Raw genomic sequence first — 19,667 nt, 5'->3', positions numbered from 1 at the left:
TGAGCTTCATTTCCACAACTGGGCGGCAAACACCACAAGAATGCCGACGGGCGCCACATAGCGCATCAAAAACAAGGCCAGAGCGAACAACAGCGGGCTACGTAACGACAGCTCATCACGAACTGCCTCACGGCCCATCACCCAACCTGCAAATACCACGAAGCACAAACCGCCAAGAGGCAACATGATCCGCGAGGTGAAAAAGTCGATCACACCAAAGAAGTCCAGACCGCCGGCCGCGCCCCATTGGTAGAGATGAAAAACGCCGCCTTCGTTCACGAAAAATTTGGCCTGTTGCCAGATGTTGAAAGAGAACACCGTTCCCAATCCCACGAACCAGCAACTGAACGCCAGCCAGAATGTCACCCAGCCGCGGCGGATTTTAGTCCTCTCGACGAGATAAGCCACCATCGGCTCCAACAAGGAAATGGCCGAACTCCAGGCAGCGATCGCCACCAGGATAAAGAACACTACGCCCATAAGCTGGCCGAACGCCACATTCCCGAAGGCAAACGGCAGGCTGATGAACATCAGCCCCGGCCCTTCGCTGGGGTTCAGCCCGGCGGCAAATACAATGGGGAACAGGGCCATCCCAGCCACCAGCGAAACGAAGGTATCCAGCAGCGCTACCCCGACCACGGTGCCGGCCAGGGACGAATGCTTGGGCATGTAGGCGCCGTAGATCATGATCGAGCCCACTCCCACGCTGAGGGAAAAGAACGCGTGCCCCATGGCTGGCAACAGCCCGTCCAGCAAACGCTCCAGGCTGAAGTCGAACATGAAGTGCAGGCCCTGCATGAAATGCCCGGTGGTCATGCTGTAGCCCAGCAGCACCAGCAACATCACGAACAGCAGCGGCATCATGACCCGCAGGCTGCGCTCAAGCCCGGCCACCACACCCTTGGCAATCACCAGCGCCGACAACAGCATGAACAGCGTGTGCCACAGGGTCAGGCGCCAGGGGTCGGCCGTCACCGCGGAAAAATAGGCGCCGACCTGATCCGCCGTGACACCCTGAAAATCGCCGCGCCCCATGTCGATGATGTAGTCCAGGGACCAACCACCCACCACGCTATAGAAGGAGAGGATCAGCAGCGCCGTGATCATTCCGGCAAAGGCGCCCCAGGACCACTTGGCCGAATGCCCGGCCTCCAGGGCCAGCACCTTCAGGGCATTCGCCGGGCTTTGCCGCGCGCGGCGGCCAATCAGGGTTTCCGCCAGCATCACCGGCAACCCGATCAGCGCAATACACGCCAGAAACACCAGGACAAAGGCACCACCACCATAGACGCCGACCATGTAGGGGAATTTCCAGATACTCCCCAGGCCCACGGCCGAACCAGTTGCAGCGAGTATAAAGACCCAGCGGCTTGCCCAGCCGCCGTGGACAGAGACCCTGTCTGTCGACATCGTTAACACGCCCAACCGAAAAAAAAGAGCGCGCATTGTCCGGGATTCAATCAACCTGCTCAAGCACGCTGCGTCACCGTAGCCGACGCGCGCGCAACTCCCTATAATGCCGCCCCTATGGCTAAACAGAAGAAACACCCAACAGGGACCATCGCGCAAAATAAAAAGGCGCGTCACGATTACTTCATCGAACATCGGTTCGAGGCTGGCATGGTCCTGGCCGGCTGGGAAGTAAAGAGTCTGCGTGCAGGCAAGGCACAGCTGGTGGACAGTTATGTGCTGCTCAAGGATGGTGAAGCCTGGTTGCTCGGCAGCCACTTCACGCCATTGACCACCGCCAGCACCCACGTCATTGCCGACCCTACGCGCTCGCGCAAGCTGCTGCTCAACCAGCGCGAGCTGGAAAAGCTGTTTGCCGCCGTGCAACAGAAGGGTTATGCCTGCGTATGCCTTTCGCTCTACTGGAGCAAGCACCTGGTCAAGTGTGAGATCGCACTGGGCAAGGGCAAGAAGGAATACGACAAGCGTCATACCGAACGCGAGCGCGATTCCGATCGCGAACTGCAGCGTGCGGTGCGCACCAAGGGCAAGGAAGACTGATCTTCCTGCCTTGAGGTCGCTTTCGCCGGCAAGCCGGCTCCTACAACACCCAGGTAGGAGCCGGCTTGCCGGCGATTTGCATTACATGCCCTTGCGCCGTTCGGCCCGGGCCACTCGCTGCACTTCCTGACGCACTTCTTCGAGCACCTCCTGCACATAGAGAATGTGCCGGCTGGAGATTTCCCGCGCCTCTTCGGCCCGCCCTTCGATAATTGCCTGGTACAGGTCGCGGTGCTGGCTGATCAGCATGTCGCGGGTTTCCGTGCGCTGCTTGTACATGCCACCGATGTTGGTCACCACGTTGCGTTTGAGCAGGTCGAACAGCCCGCGGATGGTGTGCAGCAGCACGGCGTTGTGGCTGGCCTCGGCAATCGCCAAGTGGAACTTGGCATCCGCCGCACCCTCCTCGGCACGACTGACATCGTCGGAACGGGAATAACAATCCTGCAACTCCTCGAAGGCTTGAGTCAGTCGCTCACGATCCACTGCCGTCGCCCGCAGCGCCGCGTAATAGGCGCAGGACGCTTCCAGCGTATGCCGGAACTCCAGCAGGTCGCGCTGGGCATCGGTGTTGTTTTCCAGCAGGTGCAGCAGAGGATCGCTGAAGGTCGAGCCCAGGGATTCCACCACGTAGTTGCCGCCACCCTGGCGGCTGATCAGCAGCCCCTTGGCCGTGAGCTTCTGGATCGCCTCGCGCAGTGAGGGCCGGGAGACACCAAACTGCTCGGCCAGGGCGCGCTCGGCCGGCAGCCGCTCGCCGGCCGTCAAGGTGCCTTCAAGAATCATCCCTTCCAGACGCTCGACGATATCGTCGGACAAACGGCGCTGGCGTATCTGATCAAACCCCATAACTCACTCTCCACCCTCCCGACCCTTCGCCGGGGGGCTCTATTCTGGCCTATTCATGGCGCGCCAACACCTGTCAGAACACGGCCATTTGCACCGATCAGATGCCCGCGCCATAGCGCATTCGACAAAAGTTTTAGGGCGGCAAATTGACACACCGAGCACAAGGCTTTTACCCTAGCCAACAGCGATTGTAAATTGGTCTTACCAATTAACCAAGACGCTAGCAGTGCCTGACCAACAACAATTAGGGGCCACCCCATTATGCAAACCTGGCAACAGCTCTATAGCCCGCTTGGCAGCCTCGGCCTGTCCGCCCTCGCCGCCGTCATCCCGATCGTGTTCTTCTTCCTGGCTCTGGCCGTGTTCCGTCTCAAAGGACACGTCGCCGGGAGTATCACCCTGGCCTTGTCGATCCTGGTGGCGATCTTCGCCTTCCAGATGCCCGCCGACATGGCCCTCGCTGCCGCTGGCTATGGATTTGCCTACGGTCTGTGGCCCATCGCCTGGATCATTGTCGCCGCCGTTTTCCTCTACAAGCTGACCGTGAAGAGCGGCCAGTTCGAAATCATTCGCAGCTCGGTGCTGTCGATCACCGACGACCAGCGCCTGCAGGTGCTGCTGATCGGTTTCTGCTTCGGTGCCTTCCTTGAAGGGGCTGCCGGCTTTGGCGCGCCAGTGGCGATCACCGCCGCCCTGCTGGTGGGCCTGGGCTTCAACCCGCTGTACGCCGCCGGCCTGTGCCTGATCGCCAACACCGCGCCAGTGGCCTTCGGCGCCCTGGGGATTCCGATCATCGTCGCCGGCCAAGTGACGGGCATCGACGCCTTCAAGATCGGCGCCATGACCGGCCGCCAGCTGCCGCTGCTGTCGCTCTTCGTGCCGTTCTGGCTGGTGTTCATGATGGACGGCATGCGTGGCGTCAAAGAGACCTGGCCGGCCGCTCTGGTGGCAGGCCTGAGCTTCGCCGTCACCCAGTACTTCACCTCGAACTTCATCGGCCCGGAACTGCCGGACATCACCTCGGCCCTGGCCAGCCTGATCTCCCTGACCCTGTTCCTGAAAATCTGGCAGCCCAAGCGCACCGCCGGCGCGCAGATTGCCGGTGCCACCTCCAGCGCGGCCATCACCGCCAGTGCCGGTGGCTTCGGCCAGCCACGCCAAACCCAGGCCTCACCCTACAGCCTGGGCCAGATCTTCAAGGCCTGGTCGCCGTTCCTGATCCTCACCGTGCTGGTGACCATCTGGACCCTCAAGCCCTTCAAGGCGATGTTCGCTGCCGGCGGCTCGATGTACGGCTGGGTGTTCAACTTCGCCATCCCGCACCTGGATCAGCTGGTGATCAAGATGGCACCGATCGTGACCACGCCAACGGCCATCCCGGCGGTGTTCAAGCTCGACCCGATCTCGGCCACCGGCACGGCGATCTTCTTCTCCGCGCTGATCTCCATGGTGGTACTGAAGATCGACTTCAAAACTGGTCTGACCACTTTGAAAGAGACCTTCTACGAGCTGCGCTGGCCGATCCTGTCCATCGGCATGGTGCTGGCGTTCGCCTTCGTCACCAACTACTCGGGCATGTCTTCGACCATGGCCCTGGTCCTGGCAGCGACTGGCGCGGCGTTCCCGTTCTTCTCGCCGTTCCTGGGCTGGCTCGGGGTGTTCCTCACCGGCTCCGATACCTCGTCCAACGCCCTGTTCAGCTCGCTGCAGGCCACCACCGCACACCAGATCGGGGTCAATGACACCCTGCTGGTCGCGGCCAACACCAGCGGCGGCGTAACCGGCAAGATGATCTCGCCGCAATCGATCGCCGTGGCCTGCGCCGCCACCGGCCTGGTGGGCAAGGAATCGGACCTGTTCCGCTTCACCCTCAAGCACAGTCTGTTCTTTGCCACTATTGTCGGTCTGATCACCCTGGCCCAGGCCTACTGGTTCACCGGCATGCTGGTGCACTAAGCAACACCGATGGAACCGACGCCGCCCTCACCCGCGGCGTCAGTCATTCACCACCCGGTCTGCAAGGCTGCTGAAAGCTTGCTGGTTTATCTTTCAGCCGCCGCAACGGACGAATAACCGGGACCACCCGGAGACACGCCTGATGAGCGAGCTTTTCTACAACGCCGTGCCCAATGCGACCCGTGTCGCGCCGCCGCTGGCCGAACCCCGGCAGTACCCCAGTGCGAAGCCGGCGCGGGTCTACCTGTTCGGCACCTGCGTGGTCGACCTGTTCTATCCCGAAGCCGGGATGGACGCGATTCACCTGCTGGAGCGCGAAGGCATTCGCGTGGATTACCCGCAAGGGCAAAGCTGCTGCGGACAACCGGCCTACACCTCGGGTTACACCGAGCAGGCGCGCACCGTGGCCCGCTCGCAACTGGCGCTGTTTGCCGGCGACTATCCGGTGGTGGTGCCGTCGGGTTCCTGCGCAGGCATGTTGCGCGAGCATTACGCGGACTTGTTCAAGGACGAGCCCGAAACGCTGAAACAGGTGCAGGCCCTGGCCGCCCGCACCTATGAACTGGCCGAGTTCCTCCTGCACGTGTGCAAGGTGCAGCTCAAGGACAGCGGCGCCCCGGTCAAGGTGGCGCTGCACACCTCCTGCTCGGCACGCCGGGAAATGAACACCCACCTGCACGGCCGTGAGTTGCTGTCACAGCTGAGCAACGTGGAACGGGTAGAACACAGCCACGAAAGCGAATGCTGTGGCTTTGGTGGGACTTTCAGCGTCCGAATGCCGGACATCTCCGGCGCCATGGTCGCGGACAAGACCCGGGCGCTGAAGGAATCCGGCGCCCACCAGGTACTGAGTGCCGACTGCGGCTGCCTGATGAACATCAACGGCGCGCTGGAGAAACAACAAGAGGCATTGCGCGGCCAGCACCTGGCGAGCTTCCTCTGGCAACGTACTGGAGGTGCGCAATGAGCACCCCAGAGCTGATTCCGACCACCAACGTGGCGGACGATTTTCGCACCCGGGCCCACCAGGCCCTAGGTGACCAACAACTGCGAAACAACTTTCGCAGTGCCATGGATTCACTCATGGCCAAGCGTGCGGCTTCGTTCAGCGATGCCCACGAAAGAGAACACCTGCGCGCCCTGGGCAATGCGATTCGCGCCCGTGCGTTGTCCAAGCTGCCCGACCTGCTCGAGCGCCTGGAACAGAACCTGACCCGCAACGGTGTGACAGTGCACTGGGCGGAAACGGTGGACGAAGCCAATGGCATCGTCCTCTCGATCATCCGCGCTCACGAGGCGCGGCAAGTGATCAAGGGCAAATCGATGGTCAGCGAAGAGATGGAAATGAACCATGTCCTCGCTGAACAAGGCATTGAATGCCTTGAGTCGGACATGGGCGAGTTCATCGTCCAGCTCGACCACGAGAAGCCTTCACACATCATTATGCCGGCGATCCACAAGAATGCCGGTCAGGTCGCGTCCTTGTTCCACGACAAACTCGGCGTGGAGTACACCAAGGACGTTGACCAACTCATTCAGATCGGTCGCAAGGTCTTGCGGCAGAAATTCTTCGAAGCCGATATCGGCGTCTCCGGCGTCAACTTCGCCGTGGCCGAGACCGGCACCCTGCTGCTGGTGGAAAACGAAGGCAACGGGCGCATGTCCACCACCGTGCCGCCGGTGCACATCGCCGTCACCGGGATCGAGAAAGTCGTCGAGAACCTGCGGGACGTGGTTCCCCTGCTTTCACTGCTGACCCGCTCGGCCCTGGGCCAGCCCATCACCACCTACGTCAACATGATCTCCGGCCCGCGCAAAGAGCATGAGCTGGACGGCCCCCAGGAAGTGCATCTGGTGCTGCTGGACAACGGCCGCAGCCAGGCGTTTGCCGACAGCGAACTGCGCCAGACCCTGAACTGCATCCGCTGCGGCGCCTGCATGAACCACTGCCCGGTCTACACCCGGGTCGGCGGCCACACTTATGGCGAGGTCTACCCGGGGCCGATCGGCAAGATCATCACCCCGCACATGGTCGGTCTGGCCAAGGTGCCGGATCATCCCAGCGCCTCGTCACTGTGCGGCGCCTGTGGCGAAGTCTGCCCGGTGAAGATCCCGATCCCGGCGCTGCTGCGCCGACTGCGGGAAGAAAACGTCAAGGCCCCGGACAGCCCACATCAAGTGATGCGCGGCCAGGGCAGCAAGTACTCGCGCAAGGAACGTTTCATCTGGAACGCCTGGGCCCGCCTCAACAGCTCGCCGACCCTGTATCGCCTGTTCACCCTGGCCGCTACCCGGCTGCGCGCCCTCACCCCGAGCAAGGTCGGCCCCTGGACGCAGAACCACAGTGCGCCAAAACCCGCCGCCCGGTCGCTGCATGACCTGGCCCGTAAGCACCTGGACAAGCAGGGAGACCGCTGATGAGCGCGAAACACAACATCCTCGCCAAGCTGCGCAACAGCCTGAGCGGCACCACGCCGATTGTGGATAACTTCGACGAGGCGCTGGTCACCGAACCTTACAGCTACAGCGCGGAACAACGCATCCCGCAACTGCGCAAACAGATGGAAGCGGTGCACACCGAAATCCACCTGAGCACCGGCGCCGGTTGGCCTGAACTGCTGGCCCGCCTGCTGCAGGAACGCCAGTTGCCCAGCCTGCTGATCGCCCCGAGCACGCCCCACGGCCAGCGGGTCACCCAGTACTGGGCCGAGCAGCCGCAACTGCCGGCGCTCAAGGCCTACGACCGCCCGGTGGAAGAATGGAAAGCCGAGCTGTTCAACGACACCCCGGCCAGCCTCACTACCACCCTGGGCGCCATCGCCGCCACCGGCAGCCTGATCCTCTGGCCGACCCGGGAAGAGCCGCGGCTGATGAGCCTGGTGCCGTCGGTGCATTTCGCCCTGCTCAAGGCCAGCGAGATCCGCGACAACTTCTATCAGGTGCAGCAACAGATGAACTGGGCCGCCGGCATGCCGACCAACGCGCTGCTGGTGTCCGGCCCATCGAAGACCGCTGATATCGAGCAAGTCCTGGCTTACGGCGCCCACGGCCCGAAAGACCTGGTGGTGCTGATCCTGGAGGACCAATGAGCCTACCGGCCGCTTTTCTGCGTGATGCCCAGCAACTGATTCCCCAGGAGCGGCGCTTCGACGACCCGCTCTCGACCCTGGCCTTCGGCACCGACGCCAGCTTCTACCGGCTGATCCCCAAGCTGGTGATCCGCGTCGAGTCCGAGGACGAAGTGGTCGCCCTGCTCCAGCTGGCCCAGCGCGACCGGGTGCCGGTGACCTTCCGTGCGGCGGGCACCAGCCTTTCCGGGCAGGCCATCAGTGACTCGGTGCTGATCGTTCTGGGGGATAACTGGAACGGCAAGGAGATTCGCCATCAGGGTACGCAGATTCGTCTGCAGCCTGGTGTGATCGGCGCCCAGGCCAATGCCTGGCTGGCACCTTTCGGGCGCAAGATCGGCCCCGATCCGGCCTCGATCAACGCCTGCAAGATCGGTGGCATCGTCGCCAACAACGCCAGCGGCATGTGCTGCGGCACCGCGCAGAACACCTATCACACCCTGGCCGGCATTCGCCTGGTACTGGCCGACGGCACGCGTCTGGATACCGAGGATGAGGCCAGCATCGCCGCCTTCCGCGCCAGCCATGGCCCGTTGCTGGAGCGCCTGGCCGAGCTGGGCCGCAGCACCCGCGCCAACAGCGAGCTGGCGGCGAAGATCCGCCACAAATACCGGCTGAAAAACACCACCGGCCTGTCCCTCAATGCCCTGGTGGATTTCGACGAGCCACTGGACATCCTCAGCCACCTGCTGGTGGGTTCCGAGGGCACCCTGGGCTTTATCAGCGCAGTGACCTACGACACGGTGATCGACCACCCGAACAAGGCCTCGGCGCTGATCGTCTTTCCCGATGTGGACACCTGCTGCAACGCGGTGACCGTGCTCAAGAGCCAGCCGGTGTCGGCGGTGGAACTGCTGGACCGCCGCAGCCTGCGCTCGGTGCAGGACAAGCCCGGCATGCCGGCCTTCGTCCAGCAACTCTCGGCCAACGCTTGCGCGCTGCTGATCGAGTCCCGCGCCGCGTCCTCATCACTGCTGCACGAGCAACTGGCGCAGATCATGAATTCCCTGGCCGCCTTCCCGGTGGAAAAGCAGGTGGACTTCACTGAAGACCCGCAGGAAAACGCCAAGCTCTGGGCGATCCGCAAGGACACCTTCCCGGCGGTGGGCGCGGTGCGCAAGACCGGCACCACGGTGATCATCGAAGACGTGACTTTCCCCGTGGAACAGCTGGCCATCGGCGTCAACCGCCTGATCGAGCTGTTCGACAAGCACCACTACGACGAAGCGATCCTGTTCGGCCACGCCCTGGAGGGCAACCTGCACTTCGTCTTCACCCAGGGCTTCAACAGCAGCGAGGAAGTGAACCGCTACCAGGCGTTCATGGACGACGTGGCGCAACTGGTGGCGGTGGAATTCGGCGGTTCGCTGAAGGCCGAGCACGGCACCGGGCGCAACATGGCACCCTTCGTCGAGCTGGAATGGGGCAGCGATGCCTACCAGCTGATGTGGCAGCTCAAGCGCCTGCTGGACCCCAACAACATCCTCAACCCGGACGTGGTGCTCAGCGAAGACCCGCAGATCCACCTCAAGCACCTCAAGCCACTGCCGGCGGCCGACGAGATTGTGGATAAGTGCATCGAGTGCGGCTTCTGCGAGCCGGTGTGCCCGTCCAAGGGGCTGACCCTGAGCCCGCGCCAGCGCATCGTCATCTGGCGTGATATCCAGGCGCGTAAACGGGCCGGCATCGATACGTCCGAGCTGGAAGCGGCCTATCAGTACCAGGGCATCGACACCTGCGCCGCCACCGGCCTGTGCGCCCAGCGCTGCCCAGTGGGCATCAACACCGGCGAGCTGGTGAAGAAACTGCGCAGTGAACACGCCACCCATAACGGCACCGCCGACTGGCTCGGCTCGCACTTCGCCACCACCTTGCAGGGCGCCCGCTTCACCCTGCACGTGGCCAACGGCGCGCGCATGCTCCTGGGCGCTCCGCGCCTGAGCAAGCTGTCGGCGAGCCTGACGCGCCTGTCCAAAGGCCAGGTGCCGCAGTGGAGCAGCGCCATGCCCCAGCCGGAAAAGGCCATTCGCTTCAGCCCGAGCGTCAGCGACGCGCGTCCGCGGGTGGTGTACCTGGCAGCCTGTGTGTCCCGGGTCATGGGGCCAGCGGCGGGCGACAAGGAGCAAAGCTCGCTCTACGAGAAAACCCGCGGCCTGCTGGAAAAGGCCGGCTATCAAGTAGTGCTGCCGGACAACCTGGACAACCTCTGCTGCGGCCAGCCGTTCGCCTCCAAGGGCTACGCCACCCAGGCCGAGGACAAGCGCCAGGAACTGATCGGCGCCCTGCTCCACGCCAGCCGCGGGGGCCTCGACCCGATCTACTGCGACACCAGCCCTTGCACCCTGCGCCTGCTGCAGGACCTGGGGGACGTGCGCCTGGACCTCTACGACCCGGTGCGTTTCATCCGCACCCACCTGCTGGAGCGCCTGGAGTTCACCCCGCAGGAAGCACCGATCGCGGTGCACGTCACCTGCAGCACCCAACACCTGGGCGAGAGCCAGGCGCTGATCGAACTGGCCCGGCGTTGCAGCAACAACGTGGTGATCCCCGAAGGCATCCATTGCTGTGGTTTCGCCGGCGACAAGGGTTTCACCACCCCGGAACTCAACGCTCACTCCCTGCGCAGCCTCAAGGACGCGGTGCAGTATTGCAGCGAAGGCATCTCCACCAGCCGCACCTGTGAAATCGGCCTCAGCCAGCATGGCGGGATCGACTATCACGGGCTGGTCTACCTGGTGGATCGGGTGACCCGGGCCAAGGCGCTCTGAGCCATCGAGCCGGAAAAAAGGGGCGTTTTCGCCCCTTTTTTGTGCCTGGCGGAAAACGCCCCTGGCTTTTTCATTCCTTCGAAAAAAAAACAGAACCCCAGCGCGCGGCTACAGTCCATTTTCTAGGCCCGCAAAAAAGGGCTTAGCCCACTCGGCCGCCGGCCCTGTTGACCGGCAACACCGAGCCCCTGCGATCAAGGAGATAACCATGAAGCGTTCCGCACTGGCTGGACTGTTCATTACCGCCGCGATGCTGGCCTCCCCGGTGTTTGCCGCCGGGCAAGAGGACCTGTGCCAGATCAACCTGCAAAAGATCAAGGATGCCAAAGTCAGCACCGAAGCCATGAGCTCGGACCTGAGCAGCGACATCGACGCCACGGTGCAGCAAGCCACCGCCGAACAGGCCAAGGGCACCGAGCAAGGCACCAAGAATTGCATCTCCCTGACCACCCAGGCGATCCAGAAATTGCAGAACAACACCAAGGGCGATCAGTAGGCCGATGCACTGGGCCAACCTTCGGGTTGGCCTTCTGGCCTCGGTTAGCGTAGAATCCGTCCACCTGTTGGTAATGCACAACAGGTTCGGGGCCGTTTAGGATTCGACGCCGGTTGCGAAACTTTAGGTGCATGCCGAGTTGGTAACAGAACTCGTAAATCCACTGTTGCAACTTCCTATAGTTGCCAATGACGAAACCTACGGGGATTACGCTCTCGCTGCGTAAGCAGCCTTAGCCCTTCCCCCCTGGTACCTTCGGGTCCAGCAATCATCAGGGGATGTCTGTAAACCCAAAATGATTGTCATATAGAACAGAATCGCCGTGCAGTACGTTGTGGACGAAGCGGCTAAAACTTACACAACTCGCCCAAAGCACCCTGCCCGTCGGGTCGCTGAGGGTTAACTCAATAGACACGGCTAAGCATGTAGTACCGACAGCGGAGTACTGGCGGACGGGGGTTCAAATCCCCCCGGCTCCACCAAATAATCATCTAAAGACGTCCATGGGCGTCTTTTTTTGTGGCTGAAATCCAGTAAACACTGGGGTTTAGAGTCCACAAGCGTCCACCAACGTCCATGACGATCTACGATTTCGTGTATTCCAAGTGGTATTCCAAGCCCTCAGCTGCTATTTTTGGAATACATAAACAGCACTGGAATACACCATGGGGGCCCAAGCCACGCGCCTTTCAGACGTAAAGGTCAAAGCCGCGAAGCCAAAGGAAAAGGACTATATACTCACCGATGGCAACGGCCTTCAGATGCGAGTGAGAATCAATGGCTCTAAGCTTTGGAATTTCAACTACATCCAACCCGTGACGAAAAAGCGGATAAACATGGGATTGGGCACCTTTCCTGAGGTAAGCCTGGCTCAAGCACGCAAGAGGACGGTGGAAGCGAGAGAGCTCGTTGCCCAGGGGCTGGACCCTAAAGAGAAACGCGACGCCGAGCGGCACGCGAAAAAAGCAGCCACGGAGCACACTTTCGAAAATATCTCGACAGCGTGGTTCGAGCTCAAAAAGGATTCAGTTACCCCTGCATACGCCGAGGATATTTGGCGCTCTCTCACTCTGCATGTCTTCCCTGATCTGGCCACCACCCCAATCTCTGCTATCACTGCCCCTAAAGTCATAAACTTGCTGCGCCCCCTCGAGACGAAGGGCAGTCTCGAAACCGTTAAACGTCTAACCCAACGCCTCAATGAGATCATGACCTATGGTGTCAATTCGGGATTGATTCACGCGAATCCGCTCAGTGGAATTCGCTCAGTCTTCAAAAAGCCCAAAAAGAAAAACATGGCCGCCCTTGCGCCCGATGAGCTGAAAGAGCTCATGGTCGCAATTGCCAATGCCAGTATAAAAAGAACTACGCGCTGCCTAATTGAGTGGCAACTTCACACCATGACTCGGCCAGCCGAGGCTGCCACCTCCCGCTGGGCTGATATCGACTTCGAAAAGAAGATCTGGACTATACCGGCGGAGCGCATGAAGAAACGTCGGATACACATCATCCCCCTCACGGAGCAGGCTCTGTCTCTCCTGGAAGCGATTAAACCCTACAGCGGACACCGGGAGTACGTCTTCCCTGCAGACCGGAACCCTCGCACCCACTGCAACAGCCAGACAGCCAACATGGCGCTGAAGCGCATGGGCTTCGAAGGGCGCCTGGTAAGCCATGGCATGCGCTCAATGGCTAGCACTATCCTCAACGAGCACGGCTGGGATCCTGAATTGATCGAGGTGGCGCTTGCACATGTCGACAAAGACGAAGTGCGAAGTGCCTATAACCGAGCGGACTACATCGAACGCAGACGACCGATGATGGCTTGGTGGAGTGGGCACATTCAGGAGGCAGCCACAGGCAACCTTTCGATGTCAGCTATCCAAGAAAATAAGGACAGAAAGGTCGTTTCAATGCGCTGATGAGAGGTTACTACCGACCAGAAATAGTTCAGCGCAAAAAGCATGACCTTTCACTACCTTCGTTCACCGAGTTCTAGCAACCTGCGTAGGTTGCTCCATACAGTCGCCGCAACTGAGGCGGGAGAAACGCTATGCATCCTCATCTAGGCACATTTGTCCAATATGAGGAGCAACCGTACTGTTGTCTTCGTCATTCGCCAGTTCGGGGAAAAGGAAATCTGCTTCTATCCAAAGCTGGCGCTCTTCCGGAATGTCCTTCTCATCGCCAGGGACATGGAAGTCAGACCGCTGGATAGGACGCTGGGACTGGTCGAAGGCGAACAGGCGGCACAAGGCTTGGAGCGCAGCGGTCTTGCCGGAACCATTAGGGCCGATCAAATAGGTCACAGCTTCGAGGCCGACTTCAGTAGGCCCCAAACTGTAAGATTGAAAGTTCGATAGGCGAAGCGTCTGTAACCTCATACTGTTTAGCCGTCATTGGTATTTACAGCCCGCCAAGCCTAATCTGCGGCCGCTTGCCTGCCATCCCAATGAAGATCAGACGCTGGCAGCGCTACTGTGGATGACTTTCGTGATCATTAGTCGAGGTGCCCACCTCAGCCACCGTGACCTGGCCGCTAATTAACATGGGCAGGAGCCAATCACGCAATCTTGTTAGCTCTATATTTTCAAAAATAGCTTCTTTTCTTTTTTCAAACCAAGGCGTAACGATACGCTGGTATTGCTCCGCAACATCCTGCCCTGGATGAATAATACGTGACTCCTTAAGGAATTTAAAATGCCTCGCATATCCATAGCTAGACAAGTCAATATCAGATACGACTTGATACAGTAGATAGCCCGGAATTTTTGGGCTTTTAGAAACAAGAACCTGAGTCCCGTCTGCGCCCCTCGCGTAGCTAAAATTGACTAGCTTTACTACTCTAGTGTGATCACCAAAGACAACATGCGGCTGTTCTGGGACGATTAGAGATGAATGATCATCAGTAAAACCACAAATATAACTTTTACTCTGATCTATGATCGGTATAGAACCTGTATCACAAATATTTTTACTCATTACCTTCGTCGAGGAAGGAACTTTATCCAGGATATCTTCAACAAATACACTCCCCCATCCCTCAGGAACCTCTTTTCCCAACGGTGCATTATAGACCATCTTGCCACGGAAGGACTTGTAGGGTTTACCGTTGACATCGGGGAAGTCAAACTGCACAAACCAGTATTCATACAAGGCCTCAGCCATCACCTCCAGCTCGGCTGCGATTCGATTGTTACAGTCGATCTTCTTATTCAGCAGAAAGAGAAGATCCCCTGCACTTATTTGATCTTCGTACTCTGGGAGCAACAAATCCAAGTAAGAGAATATTTCTTCATTCAAGCTAGCCCTTAGCGTTAATACCGCATTGTTTTTCATGGTTTTCCTGAACAGAGGACTTCTCAGGTAAAACGCCATGAATTTGGCATAGGTTACTTTTTCTTTTGTCGGCCGAAGCCTTTTTAGAAAACCACTATATGTCGCCGCAGGATAGCTTTTTAAAGCAACAGAGCTCATCCCAAGCTCGTCGATTACTTCGCTTGTCCTTGTTAAAAATATATCCCCTTCATTTATTGAAAACTTCTCTTGCACCTGCTCTGTGGTATCCATTTTATCAGTAAGTTCATTCGGCAGAAAATAGTTATTGAATACCGATGAGAACGACAAAAATGGGGCACCATGGCCTGCTTGTTCTGGTTTCGACGAAATACCTGAAGCCATTTCATACAAATCCGAGAACTTATACTTAGTTAACTTATTCATACAGCAAACCTGCCAACTGCTTCTTAATTTCTAACTCCAGCCCAGCTGACTCCCTGAACAACTCATCCAACTTTTCGCTATACCCCCTCAGCTTTGCGGAAAATTGCTCCTGCGTCAGATCAGAATATTCAATTTTCACCTCGAAATACTGCCCCGCGCTCAAGGAATAGTTCTTAGCAGCAATATCGTCATAGCTCACCAACACTGAGAAATCTTCAACCGCCTCTTTGCCATTAAAGGTTGCGATAATACGGTCTTCTTCGTTTTCAGAAAGCAGGGTTTTCTGATTCTTGCCATCCTTGACCTTGGTACCCAGTCCAGAGGCGTCGATCAACACCACGTCGCCCTGATTGGCAGCGTCAATAAACAGGATGGATACGTTGGTCCCGGTAGTCGCGAAGATGTTGCTGGGCATAGAGACAACGCCTGCGAGCATCTTGTTATTCACCAAATGCTGGCGAATCCCCTTGTCTATGCTACTTTGCGCGGTGATAAAACCGGTGGGCACGACCACTGCGGCTTTGCCGCCAGGTTTTAGCGAATGGATTATGTGTTGCAAGAACAAAAGGTAAATCTCCATTTTGTCCTTGTCCTTCGGCTTAGCCTTTGGAACCCCGACGAAGAAACGTTCTTGGTGCTCCTTACTGTCCAGCTCGTTACGAAAATCGCTGAAATCCATCTTGAACGGAGGATTACTGACAATGTAATTAAACTGCCTCAGCGATTTTCCCTCCCGGTGGTAAGGGTGGCGCATGGTGTCACCCTGGATGATATTGGGGATGGAATGCACCAGATTGTTGAGGATCAGGTTCAGACGAAGCAGGCTGGATGATTTTTGCGAGATATCCTGCGAATAGATGCTGCAGCGCTGCTCGCCAATGGCGTGGGCAATATTCATCAACAAGGTGCCGGAGCCGGCGGAAGGGTCGTAACAGCTCACGTTCCTGATTTTGCCGCGTACATTCTCAGGCACTAGGATAGCAGCCATGATCTTAGCTACAGAGTGTGGCGTGTAGTACTCGGCGTATTTACCGCCACTGTTGCTGTTGTAGTCCTTGATCAGGTATTCGAAGACCGTAGCGTAGAAATCGTACTTCTGGGTGAAGATGCGCTCGAAGCTGAACTCAACCAATTTGTTTATTAGAGCACGACAGAAATCGTCGCGCTTGGACGGGTCGGAGATGTATTCACTGACGCGATCAAACAGAGTGACCTTGGTCCCGCCATCAGTTTTCACCGCGAAGATGTCGTTGTTGACAATGGCGATATCGCGCAGGGTGTCGTCAAACAATTTCGCGAATTCAGGCCCATTCTGCCTGCCGAACAAATAGGCGAGGAAATGCTCGGGTTTCAGCCGTGGAGTGTCCGGTCCTAACTGCAATTGCAGCATTTCCAGCTCATCCGCGCTAAGACTGGACATGGCCTGCTCCCAAGTGAGGGCTTGACTTAGCTCGGGCCGGATTTTCTTGGCTTCGAAGGTGAATTTGTCGTTGAGAAACTTATAGAGAAAGACCTGGGTGATGATCTTGAATTCGTTGCCATCGTTGCCCAGGCCATAGGCAGCGCAGATGGCCTTGAGGCTGTCGATCAGTTGGCGGGTGCGTTGCTCAAATTCCTGCGTTACCACGTACGTGTTCCTATTCGAGTGCCAGAGGCAAATTCATTGATGTATTCGGCCACCACCAACTGGTTGATGGTGCGTGAAGCGTCTGGGGTGAGCTGGATTTTCTGGCGACCTTTGAACTCGCCAATCACCAGCGGCATCATCATCCGCTCGAAGTAGCTTTCGTTATTCACAAGCTGGGTGTTCTGCAACACCTGCTCGTCGGCCTGCTGCTTGACGCCCGAGAGCGCCTCAAACAGGCGGCGTTCAGTTTGGGTGAGACCGCCGCGCTCGTGCAGACGCTTGTGAATGCGGGTGTATTTGGCGTCGCCCTGGTACTTGGCACGCAGCTGGTTATTCTGCCGATTGAGCTCTTTGACCTGGTCATGAATCGCGTTGAGCGCGCCGATGTTGGCAGTCATTTCTTCTTGGGTGACTTCGTTGAGTTTCTTTTTCTTGAACAGTCGTTCCAGCTCTTCCTTGAGAGTAATGAACTTGGGATCTTGCTGGTCGAAATTTTCGGCTAAAGCCTCACGGGTCTGGCGCAGGGTATTCTTGAGCTTGTCAGCCAGTACCAGCTCTTCTTCCCGAACCTTGGTGAACATGAACAGCACATCTTCCAGCGCCACGTTGAGCAGGTTGCTGGTGTCGGTACTGGATTCGATGCTCTCTTTCAGGTTGAGCATGTCGAGGTGGTTGCAGGTTTCGCGGTAGAGCTGGTTGAGCTTCTGAAAATCAAGCTGCTGCAGGAGTGCATAGTCAGCCTGCAGGCGAATCAGGTTATAAAGGCTGCGGGCGTCGGCTAGTGCCTTCTTGAGCGCCAGCACCGTGGCGCGATCCTGAATTTGGGTGATTTGCCGCGAAAACTCTTCGGCGTTTTCGATGTTGAAGCTAAATAGGATGTCCTTGATCGCTTCAATTTCCTCGGCGATTTCTTCAGCAGATTTGAACAGGTTGGAGTAGTGCTCAACCTCGTCACCTAGCTCGGCCTGCAGCTCGTCGAAATAGGCCTTGTTGGTGGCGTCGAACTCCTTGCGGATGTCGGCGAAATCGACCACATAGCCGTAGCGAAAATCCTTGTAGGTGCGATTGACACGGGTGAGTGCCTGCAGCAGGTTGTGCGAACGGATCACCCGACCAAGGTAGAGCTTTTTCAGACGCTTGGCATCGAAGCCAGTGAGCAGCATGTTGTAGACAAACAGTAGGTCGATCTTGCCCGCCTTGAAGTCTTCCACCCATTGCTTGCGCTCTTCCTTGCTGCCCACGTCGTGCAGGATCAGTGCGGCGCTTTTGATGCGGTTTTCCAGCAGGGTGCGGGCGGCGTAGCTGCCGGGCTGCGTGGCGGCGATCAATGATTGCGCGGAGTCCTGCAGGTTGGGGCTGGGCTGGCCCTGATTGACATAAACTTCGTTGAAGATCTTGAACATCTGCCGGGCCTGTTCGGCGCTGTCGCAGATCACCATACTGCCGATGCTGGCATCAGCCAGCGCACCGCGGCTCTTTTCGAAATCACGCACGATGTAGCCGAGCATAGGGTCGACGAACTTCGGGTGGGCATAGATGAGCTTGCGGTCGATATCGCCCTGTTGAAGCTCTACAGCGGCTAGCGCTTCCTGCAGAACGAGCTTGTAATTGGTGGCGATTTCTTCGCGGATCAGCCGCAGGGTATAGCCGTCTGCGATGGAAGCGTTGTAGTAGTACTTATGAATGTAGTCGCCGAACAAGGCGCGGGAATTGTAGTCGTCACCTAGCAGGGGGGTACCGGTAAGGCCAATTTTGATGGCGCTGCGGTCCGACTGGCTGAGGTTGGCGAGGAAGCTGCCCTGTGGGTTGTAGCTGCGGTGCACCTCGTCAAGAAAGTAGACGCGCTGAATATTGACGTCGTAGTCCTCTGTACGCACCACGTCCGGGTCATCCTGGAATTTCTGGATGTTGACCACGGTAATTTCTGGTCTACCGCTGTGGTTGTGCAGCACCTGGGTGGCCTTGATGTCACGAGCGAAGGCTTCACGGCTGTCGATGCTGTGTACGATCAGCCCGCGCCCGGCAAATTCGCGCTGGGCCTGGGTGAGCAGATCGAGACGGTCGACGATGAAATAGAACTTGGGAATGACACCCTGGCGCTGGAAGTAGTCCGTTAGAAACCGAGTGTTGTAATAGGCAAGCGCAGTTTTTCCGCTGCCCTGAGTGTGCCAAATGATGCCCTCGCGCACGCCAGCATCGAGCTTCTTCTCAATCGCCTTAGTGGCGAAAAGCTGCGGGTATCGCATGACGTGTTTTTGCAAGCCGTCGGACTCGTTGACATAGACGAGCGCAAAACGCAATAGAAAAGCCAGGCGTTGACGGCTGAACAATGAAGTGCAGATGCGATTGGTCGGCGCGTTGGGTTCCTTGTTACTGAGGAACTCCGGGCTGTGCTTGATGACGTTGAGATTGTTGTCGCGTAGCACCGCATTCTCGATGTCGTCATCTTCGGCAACCAGCAGCTCGGCCAGATTCAACGCCTCCTCTTCCCGGAAGTAGTTGAAGATTGGCGAGTCATATGAAGGGCTGGCATAGAAAGCACCTTCGATGGGCTGCGGCGAGCCGTCTTCGTACTCCATGTTGTTGGAGAAGACCATCAACTGGGTGATGTTGATGAAGCGACGAAAGCGCAAATTGCGGCAGCGCGTGATGATGCGGTTGCGCTCGGCCATCACGCCTTCGCGGTTGTTGGGCTTCTTGACCTCGATGAAGGCCAGCGGCATGCCATTGATCAGCAGGGTGATGTCGGGCCGGAACTCATCATCACCATTTCGGCATGGCAGCTCGGTCACAACGTGGAAGCTGTTGTTGTCGAAATTCTCAAAGTCGATCAGGCGGATGCCAGAGCGCTCTGTGAGCTTATCGTAGAAAGCCTGGCCGAGGTCTTCGTTGTCCAGCGAGAGCTTGACTTCAGCCAGCAGACGGTCGATATCATCGGCTTCCACGCCAGGATTGATCCTGGCAAGCGAAGAACAAAAAAGCACAGGAAAGATATTGGTTTGCTCATCCCAGGAAGCCCCCTTCAGTGAGAGGTAGCTGTAGCCCAGGCGAACCAGGTGCAAGATGCAAGGGATCTTGACGCGCGAATCTTCATTGAAAACCATCAGGTG

14 protein-coding genes and 1 other RNA gene are annotated in these 19,667 nt (G+C 58.1%); 9 read left to right on the top strand and 6 right to left on the bottom strand.

The features are described from left to right. Positions 1 to 6: 6 nt before the first annotated feature. Entirely contained in the window at positions 7 to 1,410 is a 1,404-nt protein-coding gene (locus tag AC07R1_RS25630) for a sodium-dependent transporter (RefSeq protein ID WP_053156329.1), read from the bottom strand. 117 nt (positions 1,411 to 1,527) lie between these two features. On the opposite strand from AC07R1_RS25630, the gene smpB reads away from it, so the two are divergent. Continuing rightward, entirely contained in the window at positions 1,528 to 2,010 is a 483-nt protein-coding gene (gene smpB, locus AC07R1_RS25625) for an SsrA-binding protein SmpB (protein ID WP_011059180.1), read from the top strand. An 81-nt stretch (positions 2,011 to 2,091) separates the two neighbouring features. Here smpB and AC07R1_RS25620 read toward each other — a convergent pair whose 3' ends face one another. Beyond that, positions 2,092 to 2,859, bottom strand: a complete 768-nt coding sequence (locus AC07R1_RS25620; protein ID WP_072451306.1) for an FCD domain-containing protein — start codon at positions 2,857 to 2,859, stop codon at positions 2,092 to 2,094. Positions 2,860 to 3,120: 261 nt separating this feature from the next. Here AC07R1_RS25620 and AC07R1_RS25615 point away from each other — a divergent pair, with 261 nt between their 5' ends. The 8 genes from AC07R1_RS25615 (at position 3,121) to AC07R1_RS25580 (ending at position 13,129) form a co-directional block, all read left to right on the top strand. After that, complete coding sequence (locus tag AC07R1_RS25615; protein WP_373940329.1) at positions 3,121 to 4,815, top strand: lactate permease LctP family transporter; 1,695 nt, start codon at positions 3,121 to 3,123, stop codon at positions 4,813 to 4,815. 142 nt (positions 4,816 to 4,957) lie between these two features. Next, positions 4,958 to 5,782 carry a (Fe-S)-binding protein gene (locus AC07R1_RS25610; protein ID WP_060837473.1) on the top strand — a complete coding sequence of 275 codons (825 nt, stop codon included), beginning with the start codon at positions 4,958 to 4,960 and terminating at the stop codon, positions 5,780 to 5,782. Beyond that, complete coding sequence (locus AC07R1_RS25605; RefSeq protein WP_495111085.1) at positions 5,779 to 7,233, top strand: LutB/LldF family L-lactate oxidation iron-sulfur protein; 1,455 nt, start codon at positions 5,779 to 5,781, stop codon at positions 7,231 to 7,233. Before AC07R1_RS25610 ends, AC07R1_RS25605 begins: the two co-directional genes overlap by 4 nt. After that, the gene (locus AC07R1_RS25600; RefSeq protein ID WP_495111084.1) at positions 7,233 to 7,904 is read left to right on the top strand and encodes a LutC/YkgG family protein; all 672 of its coding nucleotides are present in this window, start codon (positions 7,233 to 7,235) and stop codon (positions 7,902 to 7,904) included. Before AC07R1_RS25605 ends, AC07R1_RS25600 begins: the two co-directional genes overlap by 1 nt. Next, positions 7,901 to 10,711 (top strand): FAD-binding and (Fe-S)-binding domain-containing protein, encoded by a 2,811-nt coding sequence (locus AC07R1_RS25595; protein WP_495111083.1) that lies wholly within the window; start codon positions 7,901 to 7,903, stop codon positions 10,709 to 10,711. The genes AC07R1_RS25600 and AC07R1_RS25595 overlap by 4 nt, the downstream gene beginning before the upstream one ends. A 208-nt stretch (positions 10,712 to 10,919) precedes the next feature. Continuing rightward, a complete protein-coding gene (locus AC07R1_RS25590) occupies positions 10,920 to 11,207 on the top strand; it encodes a PA2433 domain-containing protein (RefSeq protein ID WP_019095638.1) in 288 nt (95 codons plus the stop codon). 88 nt (positions 11,208 to 11,295) lie between these two features. Beyond that, positions 11,296 to 11,689, top strand: a transfer-messenger RNA (tmRNA) gene (gene ssrA, locus AC07R1_RS25585). A 183-nt stretch (positions 11,690 to 11,872) separates the two neighbouring features. Beyond that, complete coding sequence (locus tag AC07R1_RS25580) at positions 11,873 to 13,129, top strand: integrase domain-containing protein (protein WP_495111082.1); 1,257 nt, start codon at positions 11,873 to 11,875, stop codon at positions 13,127 to 13,129. Positions 13,130 to 13,258: 129 nt separating this feature from the next. Here the strand turns inward: AC07R1_RS25580 and AC07R1_RS25575 are convergent, their stop codons facing one another. From AC07R1_RS25575 to AC07R1_RS25560, 4 genes are all read right to left on the bottom strand, one after another. Continuing rightward, entirely contained in the window at positions 13,259 to 13,591 is a 333-nt protein-coding gene (locus tag AC07R1_RS25575; RefSeq protein ID WP_495111081.1) for an AAA family ATPase, read from the bottom strand. A gap of 91 nt (positions 13,592 to 13,682) precedes the next feature. Next, a complete protein-coding gene (locus tag AC07R1_RS25570; protein WP_495111080.1) occupies positions 13,683 to 14,930 on the bottom strand; it encodes a restriction endonuclease subunit S in 1,248 nt (415 codons plus the stop codon). After that, on the bottom strand, positions 14,923 to 16,557 hold the full coding sequence (locus tag AC07R1_RS25565) for an HsdM family class I SAM-dependent methyltransferase (RefSeq protein WP_495111079.1): 1,635 nt from the start codon (positions 16,555 to 16,557) through the stop codon (positions 14,923 to 14,925). The genes AC07R1_RS25570 and AC07R1_RS25565 overlap by 8 nt, the downstream gene beginning before the upstream one ends. Next, positions 16,551 to 19,661, bottom strand: coding sequence for a type I restriction endonuclease subunit R (locus AC07R1_RS25560; RefSeq protein WP_495111078.1), 3,111 nt, complete (start codon positions 19,659 to 19,661; stop codon positions 16,551 to 16,553). Before AC07R1_RS25560 ends, AC07R1_RS25565 begins: the two co-directional genes overlap by 7 nt. Positions 19,662 to 19,667 lie beyond the last annotated feature (6 nt).

The sequence above is a fragment of the Pseudomonas sp. GW821-FHT07F01 genome (genome assembly GCF_059418825.1).
The sequence above is the reverse complement of the archived record's forward strand: the minus strand, read 5'-3'. Positions and strand labels throughout refer to the sequence as shown.